The following is a 12219-nucleotide window of genomic DNA, read 5'->3' as shown; positions in this document are numbered from 1 at the left end:
CCTGAATCGTGTTCAGGATCAGGGGGTCGCACTGCGAGTCGTCCACGACGTCCAGTTGCTTGATGGACGAGTTGCGGATATGCTCCCACTTTTCGCCGACGCGCTCGCCCGCCTCCAGCAGGATCTCGCCCGTCTCCTTCGAGACGACCGGCGAGACGACGTACATGTCCTGGACCGGCGTCCCGCGCTTCTCCTGCGACAGCAAGAGGCGCTTCGTCTCGTAGATGAGGCGGATGATCGTCTCGGTATCCGAGTACTTCGCATCCATTGCCCGCAGAAAAGCCGTCACCGGGATCTTCGAGGACTGGTCGATCCGCATCTGGAGCACGTCTTTCTTCGAGACGTTCGTCTCGATCCACGAACCGCGTTCCGGGATGATTCGGCACGAATGGAGGCGGCGGTCTCCCGCCTCCAGTTCCATCGAGAAGTCCACGCCGGGAGAGCGGTGCAGTTGGCTCACGATCACGCGCTCCGCCCCGTTGATAATGAACTCCCCGCCGCCCATCATGATCGGGATTTCGCCGACGTACACCTCTTCCTCGATCGGCTCGGGATACGCCTGGCCCGACAGGCGGACCGTGATGCGGAACGGCATGCCGTACGTCAGGCGCAGGGCCCGGCACTGGTCCGGGGTGTATCGCGGCCGGCCGAGGCGGTACGATAGGTAGTCCAGACGCATGGACTCATCGTAACTCGTGATCGGGAACACTTCGCGCAGCACCATTTCCAGGCCGCTGTTTCGGCGCTTCGCCGGGGCTGCGGACAGTTGGAGAAACTCCTGGTACTTCCGGGTCTCGATCTCCACCAGGTCGGGGATCGCCAGGATTTCGCTTGCGCGGCCGAAGTATCGTTGTTCCATCGCGATCACCTCGCTAATGGTTCATACTTGCGCGAGAGCGCGCCACTCGGCTCTCGCGCGCCGTTCGAGCCCCGGACGTCAGCCCGCGGGCATCCGATGCTACTCTGCGAAGTAGCGACCCTGCTCTGCGTAGCCCGCTACGCAGGGCGGAGAAGAGAGTGCTACTTCGCTACGAAGCACGAGCGCACCCGGTCAGGTGACCGCCCGCCAGCGGCGGGCGGCTCGTGGGGCGGCGAGCGCCACCTTACTTCAATTCCACCGTGGCGCCGGCTTCTTCCAACTTCTTCTTGATGTCCTCGGCTTCCTGTTTGGAGACGCCTTCGCGGACCGCCTTCGGCGCGCTCTCGACGAGTTCCTTGGCCTCCTTGAGGCCCAGGTTCGTGATGTCCCGAAGGGCCCGCACGACAGGGATCTTCTTGTCGCCGCACGACACCAGGACGACGTCGAAGGCCGTCTTCTCCTCCTCCGCCGGTGCGGCTGCCGCCGCCATCGGCATCGCCACCGCCGCCGGCGCCGCCGCCTTGATCCCGTGCGCCTCTTCCAGGTAGTCGCCCAGTTCCTTGGCCTCGAGCACCGTCAGGCCGACGATCCCGTCGCCGAGTGTCGTCACCTTCTTGCTCCAGGTCCGTTCTGCCGATTCTTGTGCCATGCTTCGTGCCTCCGCTCCTTGTTACTGCTTGCTGGATTCCGTTCCCGTATCCGACGGTTTGTCTTGGCCGGGCGCATCCGCTGCGCTTCCCGGGGGTTCCGTCCCACCGGCTTTTCCGGTTTCCTCTTTCGCAGGTTCGTCCGCGGCCCGGGCCTCCGGTTCGGCGGCCGGGGCGGCGCGCTCCCGGAGTACGCGGACCTGGCCGAGCAGCCGGCCCGCCGGCGCCGTCGCCAGGGCCACGACGCGGCTGGCCTGGCCCAGCACCTTTCCAATCACCTGGGCGATGAGTTCTTCTCGCCCCGGCAGTCGCGCCAGCGCGTCCAGTTCGGCTCCCGACAGCACCTGGCCCGCGCTGTACCCGCCGCGGATCTGGAGTTCCGTCAGCGTCCTGGCTTCCTGGACGATCGTTTTGGCGATCTCGACGAGCCCAGAGCCGCCCCACACCAGCGCGCTCGGGCCCCGCAGCAGGGCCGTCGCCCCTTCGAGGCCCAGCGTCCCCAGCGCCCGTCGGCACAGGCGATTCTTCACCACCATCGCCTGGATGCCTTTGGCGCGGAGCGTGTTGCGCAGCACCGTCATCCGCACCACGTCGATCCCCGACGTGCCGACCACCGCCATCTCCGACACGTCACGGAATCGCTTTTCGTATTCCGCGACGATCATTTCTTTCATTGGACGACTCATCGTTCAGTCTCGCTCTTCGCTTCGCTGTCCGCGCGCCGCCTACACGCCGATGGGCAGCGTCTTCATGTCCATCGGCAGGCCCGGCATCATAGTCGCGCTGAGGGTTGCTTTCTGGAAGTACTGCCCCTTCGCCGACGCCGGCTTGGCGCGGCGAATGTGCTCGATCAGCGTCTCGACGTTCCGCACGATCGCGTCCACCTCGAAACTCATCTTCCCGACGATCGCGTGGATGTTGCCGCCGCTGTCGTTCCGATACTCCAGTTTGCCCGCCTGGTACTCGGCGACAAGTTTCGGCACGTCCGTGCCGACGGTGCCGGCCTTCGGCGTCGGCATCTTGCCCTGCGGGCCGAGCACCCGTCCCAGTTTCGCCACCTTGCTCATCACCTGCGGGTGCGCCACCGCCACGTCGAAATCCATCCACCCGCCCTGGATCTTCTCCACCAGGTCGTCAATCCCCGCCTCGACGGCCCCTGCCTTCTTCGCCTCCTCCACCTGCTCGACCGGGCAGAACGCGATGACTCGCCGGCTCCGGCCCAGACCCGCCGGCAGGCTGATCGAGCCCCGCACGTTCTGGTCCGACTGTTTCGGGTCGATCCCCATCTTCAGATGCAGTTCGACGCTCTGGTCGAACTTGGTCTGCGGCATCTGTTTCAACAGCGCCACCGCGTCCCGCAGCGAATAGGCGTCCTGGGTGACGACGGCCTGGGCGGCTCGAAAACGCTTCCCGTGTTTTGGCATGGTTGCCTCCGTGGTCCAAGCCCCGCCTCATGCGGGTCCCACAAAGGGGGGCGCCGGCCGTCAGGCCTTGTCCGATCGGCCCCCTACGGGGCCGGCGCTCGTCTTAGCCGCAACCTTGGAGCCCGCCGCGACGGTGTCGCTCTCCGACGCCTCAGCGGCGGAAAGCGGAGGAATACCCTCCAGCGACTCCACCACCTCGATCCCCATGCTGCGGGCGGTTCCCTCGACAATTCGCATCGCCGCTTCCACGCTCGATGCGTTCAGGTCGCGGCGTTTCTTCTCCGCAATCTCGCGGACCTGCGCCCAAGTCACTCGGCCGATTTTCGTCTTATTCGGCTCGCCGCTCCCGACGACGATCCCCGCCGCCTGCTTCAGCAGCGACGCCGCTGGCGGGCTCTTCAGAATGAACTCGAACGAACGGTCCTTATACACCGTGATCTCGGCCGGGATTATCATCCCCTGCTGGTCGCGCGTCCGCTCGTTGAACTGCTGAACGAACTGGCCGATGTTCACCCCGTGCTGGCCCAGCGCAGGACCCACCGGCGGGGCCGGTGTCGCCTGCCCGCCCGGGCACTGCAACTTGATCTTCGTCACCACTACCTTCTTCGCCATCGAACGCCTCGCGTTGTCGCCGTCAACTTTCTATACGCGCCCGCCAAGGCGGGCGGCTAACTGTGGCGCGCCGTGCGCCGTTTCGTCGTTTTAATCCGCAATCCGCAATCCGAAATCCGCAATCGTCACACCGGCTCGACTTTCCAGTATTCCAACTCGACGGGGTTCGGCCGGCCGAAAATCTCCACGATCACACGCACCAGGCCCTTGTCCAGCAGCATCTCGTCCACCGTTCCCTCGCGGTCCTCGAACGGCCCATGCTTGATCCGCACCTGGTCGCCCTGGGCGTAATTGACGCGGAGGGTCGGCGTTTCATCGGCCGATCGCTCCACCTCGCCCAGCAGTTTATCCACTTCGTGCGGCTTCATGGCCGTGGGCTTGCCTTCCGTCCCGATGAAGTCGCCCACGCCCGCCGTCTCGCGGATCAGAAACCACAACTTCTCCGGAATGCTCCCGTCCGCTTCGATCTCCATCTGGACGAACACATAGCCGGGGTACAACTTCCGTTCCGCCACACGCCGCCGGCCGCCCTTCATCGTCGAAACCTTCTCCGTCGGCACGACGACCTGCGAGAGCAGGTCCTCCGCGCCCTCCATCTTGACCTTCCGGTCGAGGGTCTCGCGGACCGTCTCTTCCTTGTTTGACTGCACCCGCAGCACGTACCAGTTCTTCGCCATGACGCGCGTCACCACAGCCTCAGGCCGTTCCTAAAGACGTAAATGAAAATCGTGTCCGCCGTGTAGATGAACAGCGCCAGCGCAAACACCGTTATGATCACCACCGCCGTCGAGCCCACCAGTTCCGCCCGGCTCGACCAGGAGACCTTCTTCATCTCCGTCTCGGTGGCCACCAGAAAGTCCACCACGTTCGGCTTATTCACATAAAAGAACACCGCCACGCCCAACACTACAAACACCACCGCCGGGATGCCGTACTCCAGGTATGGCTTGTAGGCGTTCTCCGCCAAGTACCGGCTCAGCAGCGTCCAGAGGTAGTAGCAAAACACGAGGTCCACGAGCGCCGCGGAAACGCCGGTCCCGCCTCGCAGGTAACGTCCCTGACCGCTCTTATACAGTTGAAACCCCACGCCGCCTCTTCCTCGCCGGTCCGCGCCGTCCCGGTCGTGGCAGGGGCGGAGGGACTCGAACCCCCAACATCCGGTTTTGGAGACCGGCGCTCTACCAATTGGAGCTACGCCCCTGCGCCTCCGGAGTCTCGAACCTACTTCTTCCGCTCCCGGTGCTCCGTGTGTTTCCGTTCGCGCGGGCAGTATTTCTTCAGCCGCAACTTCGCTTCGCCGCGCGTCTCCATCTGCGTCCGGTAGTTGCGGGCTCCGCAACTCGTGCATTCCAGCGTCACGTACTCTCGCATCGCACCGTTCCTTAGACGGCAAGGGACGCGCCGGTTCTTCCGCATCCTTCCCGCGGACGACTCGGGCGCCCCTTTCGGGTGCACCGGACAGGCGAACCCAACCTCCGTTTGGCTTCGGACTACTCGATCACCTTCGCCACGACGCCGGCGCCGACCGTCCGCCCGCCTTCACGGATCGCGAACCGCAGGCCAGGCTCCATCGCAATCGGCGTGATCAGCATCGCCTTGATCGTCACGTTGTCGCCGGGCATGCACATCTCCGCGCCGCCCAAGAGCTCGATCGAACCCGTCACGTCCGTCGTCCGGAAATAGAACTGCGGACGGTAGCCGGTGAAGAACGGCGTATGCCGGCCGCCCTCTTCTTTCTTCAACACGTACACCTCGCCCTCGAACACGGTGTGCGGCGTAATGGACCCGGGCGCCGCCAGCACCTGGCCGCGCTCCAGTTCCTCCTTCGCCACACCACGCAACAGCACCCCGATGTTGTCGCCCGCCTGGCCCTGATCCAGCGTCTTGTTGAACATCTCGACGCCCGTCACGGTCGTCTTGCGCGTTTCCCTCAGGCCGACGATCTCCACCTCGTCGCCCACCTTCACCACCCCGCGATCCACGCGGCCCGTGCCGACCGTCCCCCGGCCCTTGATCGAGAAGACGTCCTCGACCGGCATCAGGAACGGCTTCTCGACGTCGCGCTTCGGAACCGGGATGTACTCGTCCATCGCCTTCAAGAGGTCGAGGATCGGCTTGACGCTCGGGTCGTCCAGGCTCGAAGCCTTCATCGCCTGCACCGCCGTCCCCTTAATCACCGGCGTCTCGTCGCCGGGGAACTGGTATTGGTTCAACAGGCCCCGCACATCGTCCTCGATCACGTCCAGCAGTTCGAGGTCTTCCTCCTTCAGCAGGTCCACCTTGTTGATGAAGACGATGATTCGCGGCACGCCCACCTGCCGCGCCAGAAGAATGTGTTCCCGCGTCTGCGGCATCGGGCCGTCGTCCGCCGCCACCACAATGATCGCCCCGTCCATCTGGGCCGCTCCCGTGATCATGTTCTTCACGTAGTCCGCGTGACCCGGGCAGTCCACGTGCGCGTAGTGGCGATTCTCCGTCTGGTATTCCACGTGCGCGGTGGCGATCGTCAGAATCTTCGTCTCGTCGCGGCGGCCCTGCGACTCCGACGCCTTCGCAATGTCGTCGTAGGAGCGGAACTTCGATAGACCCTTCAGTTCCATCACCTTCGTCATCGCTGCCGTCAGCGTCGTCTTCCCATGGTCCACGTGTCCGATCGTGCCCACGTTCACATGGGGCTTCGTTCGTTGGAAGACTTCCTTAGCCATTGGTCCACTCGCCTCCGCTCTAGGTGCTTCTGTCCCGGGATCGCCTCGCGCCCGGCGCGACGCCGACCCCCTACTCTTCTCCACCACCTCGTATCAAATGGAGCTGCTGACGGGATTTGAACCCGTGACCTCGTCCTTACCAAGGACGCGCTCTACCGGCTGAGCTACAGCAGCCTGCCCGTCTGGGGTCGCCCCTTCCGTCAGGGCGCCCGCGCCTTTGACTCGGCCGGCTGGGCTTCTTCGGCAACCGCGTCCCGACTCCGGCACGCTTTGCCACGCAAAACGGCCGGTTCGCTCCGGCTCTGCTCGGAACCGCCGCCCGCAATAGGCGCAGACGCCCTTCCCGAGCCAGATTGCTAATCATACGCCTTCCCAAGAGCCTGTCAAACAAAAAAATCCCCCTTTTTTCCCAGGGAGATTTTTCATCGCCCCCCAGCCTCAGGTCATGGAGCGGGTGATGGGGATCGAACCCACGTACTCGGCTTGGAAGGCCGATGCTCTACCATTGAGCTACACCCGCTTAACAACTGGTAACGCAGTGACGAAGTAACGTAGTGACGCAGGCGACCCTCGCCTCGGTGCTTCCGCCAACACCTCACCCCCTGACCCGCCTCCGTTACTACGTCACTCGCTTCTCTGGTGGGCAGGGGAGGATTCGAACCTCCGTAGGCTAAGCCGGCAGATTTACAGTCTGCTCCCTTTGGCCGCTCGGGCACCTGCCCACAACCCCTAACGCCCCACCTTGAACGCAGTTTACCCGCCGGGGCGGGCGAAAGGTGGGGATATCTTCCCGGCCGTGCTTCCCATTCCGCGTTCCGAGTTCCCCGTTGGATGGAGCCGGCGGGGAGGCTCGAACTCCCAACCCCCGGTTTACAAAACCGGTGCTCTGCCGTTGAGCTACGCCGGCCTCGGTGCCTCACTATACCATCCTCTATCGACCTTTCAACCCCTCCGCCCCAAATTTTCACCGCCCCCTCCCCCACGCCCAAACAAACACCCCGCCGCCCGCGCTCACCGCACTAAACCACGACGCATCAACGTCACTCGATGAAATCCCAACGCCAGAACCCCGTACTCCCGGTTCCGCCCCATGCTCGCCAGCCCTAGTTTCGCTCGCTCCGGCCAACCCGCCCCGCCCACGTCCTTCATCGCGTCCCGGAACTTGTTCTCCGTCTCCGCTGACTTCGCGCACAAGTCGTTGTACTCCTGCGCCTCTTTCTGTTGCCCGCTGTTCAGGCCGCCTTGAGCCGCCGCCGCCTGGTCCAGCACGCTCAGTTTCTCCCGCAACTTCGGCGTCGCCTCGTTCGAGAGGCTCTCCAGACGCTTCGCCGCCGCCCTCACCGCCTCCCGCTCCGCCTCGTACCCCATCTGCGGCGCCAGCACGCGCGCTTCCCGGTACCCCGCCGCCATCTCCTCCAACGCCGCCACCACGTCTGCCGGCGTCGCCGACCGCTTCAGCGCAGACGCCTTCGCCCCCAGTTTCTTCGCCCGCGCCTCTCCCACCGCCGCCAGCGCGTCCATCACCACGTCGTCATGCCCGAGCGTCCGTGGCTTCTCCTCCACGCCCTCCTTCTTCAGCGGCGGATACACGCCCACCGGCGACGCCGCCAGCACCTCCGCCATCGCCTCCGCTCGGATCTGCGCCTCCGACCCCTTCTCCACCAGACCCGCCAGGTCCTTGTATGCTTTCGCCGCCAACGCCCAATCCCCGTTCCGCCGCAGCGCCGTCGCCAATAGGCCCGTTGCCTCCACCTTGACGCCCTTGTCCTTGACGCTCGCGGCAAACGGCCTCGCCGCCTCGATCGCCTCGACGCATCGCCCGCCCGCCAGCAGGCCGCGGATCTCCTCGATCCGCTCTTGCTGCGCCGCCGCCGGCTCCAGTGCCCACGCCCGGCCGACCATCGCCGCCGCCACCAGCGCCACGCTCGCCACGTATCGCATCATCTTCGCCTCCTGAATGTTCTCGCCCGACAGGCGCCCCGCCAACGTGCGATTGCATTATAAACCGCCCCCTGCCCTCCTCAAACCCAATTCCCCGATACGCCGCTCAACCTGCAAATTCCGCTTGCCCCACCCGAGCCGCGCGTTAATATCACCGCAAATGCCCCGCGACAGACCCGGGCAACCAGCCATCCGCGCGAAAGGAGTCCGAATGACGTTCTGGACGCTCACGTTCCGAACCGCAAGCATTCTGACCGTGGCATTGACCTTCGTTGCAGCATTCGCGTCCCCTGCTGCCGCAGCACCGGAAACAGGACCCTCCGCCTCGGACGCCAACCTCATCCTCTGGTATGCCGCTCCCGCACGGGACTGGGAGAAGGAAGCCCTCCCCATCGGCAACGGCCGACTCGGCGGGATGGTCTTCGGCGGCACCGACAAGGAACAGATCCAGTTCAACGAGGACAGTCTCTGGACCGGCGACGAGAACGACACGGGCGCGTACCAGGCCTTCGGCGATATTTTCATCGAGTTCGCCGGACCCGCGTTCGATTCCGGCAAGGACACCTATCGCCGCGAACTCAACATCCGTGATGCCGTCCACCGCATTGGCTACACGGCCGGCGGCATCACATTCCAGCGGGAGTACTTCGCGAGCAACCCCGACCAGGTGATCGTCCTGCGCTTCACCGCAGATAAGCCCGCGAGTTTCTCGGGCCTCGTTCGCCTCACCGACATGCACGACGCGAAAATCACCGCCCACGGGAACCGCCTCATTTCCTCCGGCGCTCTCGCCAACGGCCTTGCCTACGAGGCCCAGGCCCTCGTGCTGAACCAGGGCGGACAACTCGCTGCGGAAGAGAACACCATCAAGTTCTCCAACGCCGACGGCCTGACCGTTCTCCTGGCGGCCGGCACGTCCTACCTCAATCAATACGAAAAGGGATGGCGCGGCGACCACCCGCACGATCGGATCACCCGCCAACTCGATGCCGCCGCCAAGAAACCCTATGAGAAACTCCGTGCCGACCACATCGCCGACTTCCGCAGCCTCTTCGACCGCGTGTCACTCGACCTCGGGTCCTCCGACCCCGCTCAGGCCGCCCTCCCCACCGACCAACGCCTCGACGCTTGCAAGAAAGGCACCGCCGACCCGGCCCTCGAAAGGCTGCTGTTCCAGTTCGGCCGGTATCTCCTCATTTCCTCTTCCCGTCCCGGCACTCTCCCCGCGAACCTCCAGGGACTCTGGAACCACACCAACTCGCCCCCCTGGCGCAGCGACTATCACTCCAACATCAACGTCCAGATGAACTATTGGCCCGCCGAGGTCACCAACCTCGCCGAGTGCCACGAGTCCTTCCTCACCTACATTCACTCTCTGCGCGAGGTGCGCGCCAAGGCCACCCAGAAGTTTTACAAGTGCCGCCGCGGCTGGACCGTCCAAACCGAGAACAACATCTACGGCGGCTCCGGCTGGCGATGGAATCCGCCCGGCAGCGCCTGGTACGGCCAGCACCTCTGGGAGCACTATGCCTTCGGCGGCGACGCCAAGTACCTCAAGACCATCGCCTATCCCATCCTCAAGGAAGTCTGCGAGTTCTGGGAGGACCGCCTCGTCGCCCTGCCCGATGGCACGCTCGTCACGCCCGACGGCTGGTCACCGGAACACGGGCCCGAGGGCCAAGGCGTCTCCTACGACCAGGAAATCGTCTGGGACCTCTTCACCAACTACATCGAAGCCTCCGAGGCCCTCGGCATCGATGCGGACTATCGCAGGAAAGTTGCGTCCTTGCGCGACCGGCTCTTCGTCCCGAAGATCGGCCGATGGGGCCAGTTGCAGGAATGGATGGACGACATCGACGACCCGAAGGATCAGCATCACCACGTCTCGCATCTCTTCGCCCTCCACCCGGGACGCCAGATCTCCCTCTTGACCACCCCCAAACTCGCCGAGGCCGCCAAGGTCTCCCTCAACGCCCGCGGCGACGGCGGCACCGGTTGGAGCAAGGCCTGGAAGATCTCCTTCTGGGCACGCTTCCTCGACGGAAACCACGCTCACGAGATCCTCAGCCAACAACTCAAGGGCAACATCCTCCCGAACCTCTGGGACACCCATCCCCCGTTTCAGATTGACGGCAACTTCGGCTACACGGCCAGCGTCGCCGAGATGCTCCTCCAAAGCCATCTCCGGCAGGATGGCATGTACGTCGTCCACCTCCTGCCCGCCCTGCCGGACGCCTGGCCCACCGGCAGCGTCAAAGGCCTCCGCGCCCGCGGCGGATTCGAAGTGGACGTCGCCTGGAAGGACGGCAAACTGACCGAAGCGGTCCTTCGCTCGAAACTCGGCAACCCCTGCAAGGTCCGCTACGGCGAAAAGGTTGTCGAACTCAAACCGAAGCCTTACGACGCCCGCCGCCTCAACGCCTCGCTTCAGTAATTGGCGGCCGATGGCCCGACCGAAGCACGCCCGTCCCGGGCAGATGTTTCCTTCATGGCGCAGACCCCTATGGGCGCCCCGGCGATGCCATTCCTGCCGTCTCAAAGCCCTGAGCCACTATCCCGGCACGCCGGGAGAGTGGCCCTGTTTGCACCACGCGATCTCGCAAACAAACGCCCCGCTTGTCCTTGTCCATGATGGAACCCCTTTCGGGGCGGGACGCACGCCATTCGAGCCGCGCCCCGTTTACCCGCGCCCGCCCTGCCCGCCCTTGGCCGGCCCAAATCCCAAACTTGCCCCGAGCAAAGCCGATCCCTATGGACCCGTACCTGGGATGTCCTGCCGTGGCCGGTCCTTTGCCCTTCGTCTTTCAATCGAGAATCGGCAATCGAAAATTCGGTGCCCCTTGGCGCCCCTCTTCGGGTTTCGTCATTCCCCCACCGCCTCCCTCTGAAATCTCCAATCTCAAATCCCCGCCCTCACAATCCCGAACCTCGAACCCTTTCCCGCAATCTTAAGTTTCAAGTCTCGCACCCAAGACCCCCCACATCCTGGGCCTTCCACCCAGGCCACCCCCCAGTAATGGGCACACGCTAAAAACACCTGCCACGAGCAAAAATTTTTCCTCTTGACTCCGGATTTCTCTTGACCTAGAATCCCGAATAAGGCATTTTTACGAATCGTAAAAATCATTTTTAAGGCACGGGACGCATGGTTGATCCGAACGAACGCGACTCCAAGGCCCGAAGAATCCGCGAGTACCTCGACCGCGTCGCCCAACTCGAGTCCGTCGGCGACCTGAGGGCCGCCTCCCAACTCGAAACCGTCCCCGATGCCGACGAGGCCGACCGCGCACGCGACCACGCCCTCAACGTCTCCGGCGCCTTGGCCGTCCTCCGTTCCCACCGGCCCCAAAGTCCAGGGACCGCAATCCCCGGGACCGTCGAGCCGCCCCGCCCTCTCTACCGCGCCAGCGAAATCGCCGCCTACTTCGGCCTCTCGCGCCAGACCATCCACAACTACCGCGGCACGCCGTGACTTCGCCGACGCGACGCCGCCGACGCACACGGAACGGGACGAGCGACCCAACTCCGGATGACTCCAACCGTCCCGCCCCGCATCGAACGTGTGGGGGCGAAGGAAACCCGGGCTTCGCCGAACGATCGACCGCCAGGACGCCCGGAACGAGCCGAACGGAAAGTGACCCACAGCAATGAGCCGAACGTCAACCAAACCCGGTAGCGCCAGCGGTTTCCACCCCTCTGTGCCGGCGGCGCTCCGCCCCCCCCAACGCCCCACCCTGAGCCCAGCCGAAGGGACCGCAGTTTACCCGCCGTGGCGGGCGAAAGGTGAGGTACGCCCGCCCGCCCTGCCTTGCGCCATAGGCATCGCGTGCGCCGCCGACCCCGCAACCGCCCACGACTTTGCCGCCTGGCCGACCGGCGCCCCCTCGGCCTTGCCGCGGTCTCGCCAAACGGGCGTGTCGGCCCGGGCGGAAACACCCGTGTTTCCAACGGCCGCCCCTGCCGGCCTCCCGCGGAATGCGTCGCCCAAGCCGCGGGCCTCAACCCCCCGGCCCGCCGCCGGTATCCAGCGC

General features: G+C 64.8%; 11 protein-coding genes, 5 tRNA genes and 1 pseudogene. 2 read left to right on the top strand and 15 right to left on the bottom strand.

From position 1 onward, the window contains the following. The 15 genes and pseudogenes from rpoB to NTX40_11455 form a co-directional block, all read right to left on the bottom strand. On the bottom strand, positions 1-859 hold an 859-nt coding region (rpoB, locus tag NTX40_11525; GenBank protein ID MCX5649698.1), incomplete at its 3' end, for a DNA-directed RNA polymerase subunit beta. Between the two features lie 244 nt (positions 860-1103). Next, entirely contained in the window at positions 1104-1508 is a 405-nt protein-coding gene (rplL, locus tag NTX40_11520) for a 50S ribosomal protein L7/L12 (protein ID MCX5649697.1), read from the bottom strand. A gap of 21 nt (positions 1509-1529) precedes the next feature. Continuing rightward, a complete protein-coding gene (gene rplJ / locus NTX40_11515) occupies positions 1530-2180 on the bottom strand; it encodes a 50S ribosomal protein L10 (protein ID MCX5649696.1) in 651 nt (216 codons plus the stop codon). 51 nt (positions 2181-2231) lie between these two features. Beyond that, positions 2232-2930 (bottom strand): 50S ribosomal protein L1, encoded by a 699-nt coding sequence (rplA, locus tag NTX40_11510; protein ID MCX5649695.1) that lies wholly within the window; start codon positions 2928-2930, stop codon positions 2232-2234. Positions 2931-3116: 186 nt separating this feature from the next. Further along, positions 3117-3542 (bottom strand): annotated as a pseudogene (rplK, locus tag NTX40_11505) (50S ribosomal protein L11). 125 nt (positions 3543-3667) lie between these two features. After that, a complete protein-coding gene (gene nusG / locus NTX40_11500) occupies positions 3668-4234 on the bottom strand; it encodes a transcription termination/antitermination protein NusG (GenBank protein ID MCX5649694.1) in 567 nt (188 codons plus the stop codon). Next, positions 4228-4629 (bottom strand): preprotein translocase subunit SecE, encoded by a 402-nt coding sequence (gene secE / locus NTX40_11495; protein ID MCX5649693.1) that lies wholly within the window; start codon positions 4627-4629, stop codon positions 4228-4230. The genes nusG and secE overlap by 7 nt, the downstream gene beginning before the upstream one ends. A gap of 37 nt (positions 4630-4666) precedes the next feature. Further along, positions 4667-4743: transfer RNA gene (locus NTX40_11490), tRNA-Trp, on the bottom strand. A gap of 20 nt (positions 4744-4763) precedes the next feature. Continuing rightward, the gene (rpmG, locus tag NTX40_11485) at positions 4764-4913 is read right to left on the bottom strand and encodes a 50S ribosomal protein L33 (GenBank protein MCX5649692.1); all 150 of its coding nucleotides are present in this window, start codon (positions 4911-4913) and stop codon (positions 4764-4766) included. Positions 4914-5032: 119 nt separating this feature from the next. After that, a complete protein-coding gene (gene tuf, locus NTX40_11480) occupies positions 5033-6247 on the bottom strand; it encodes an elongation factor Tu (protein MCX5649691.1) in 1215 nt (404 codons plus the stop codon). Between the two features lie 98 nt (positions 6248-6345). Continuing rightward, a tRNA-Thr gene (locus tag NTX40_11475) sits at positions 6346-6421 on the bottom strand. 272 nt (positions 6422-6693) lie between these two features. Continuing rightward, positions 6694-6767, bottom strand: a tRNA-Gly gene (locus NTX40_11470). 117 nt (positions 6768-6884) lie between these two features. Then, positions 6885-6969, bottom strand: a tRNA-Tyr gene (locus NTX40_11465). A 110-nt stretch (positions 6970-7079) separates the two neighbouring features. Continuing rightward, a tRNA-Thr gene (locus NTX40_11460) sits at positions 7080-7154 on the bottom strand. Positions 7155-7258: 104 nt separating this feature from the next. Then, the gene (locus NTX40_11455; GenBank protein MCX5649690.1) at positions 7259-8191 is read right to left on the bottom strand and encodes a hypothetical protein; all 933 of its coding nucleotides are present in this window, start codon (positions 8189-8191) and stop codon (positions 7259-7261) included. Between the two features lie 208 nt (positions 8192-8399). Here NTX40_11455 and NTX40_11450 point away from each other — a divergent pair, with 208 nt between their 5' ends. Together NTX40_11450 and NTX40_11445 are read left to right on the top strand one after the other, a co-directional pair. After that, positions 8400-10622, top strand: coding sequence for a glycoside hydrolase N-terminal domain-containing protein (locus NTX40_11450; GenBank protein ID MCX5649689.1), 2223 nt, complete (start codon positions 8400-8402; stop codon positions 10620-10622). A 711-nt stretch (positions 10623-11333) separates the two neighbouring features. Beyond that, entirely contained in the window at positions 11334-11660 is a 327-nt protein-coding gene (locus tag NTX40_11445) for a hypothetical protein (protein MCX5649688.1), read from the top strand. Positions 11661-12219: the final 559 nt, after the last annotated feature.

The organism is Planctomycetota bacterium (genome assembly GCA_026387035.1).
GTDB lineage: Bacteria > Planctomycetota > Phycisphaerae > FEN-1346 > FEN-1346 > JAPLMM01.
The sequence above is the reverse complement of the archived record's forward strand: the minus strand, read 5'-3'. Positions and strand labels throughout refer to the sequence as shown.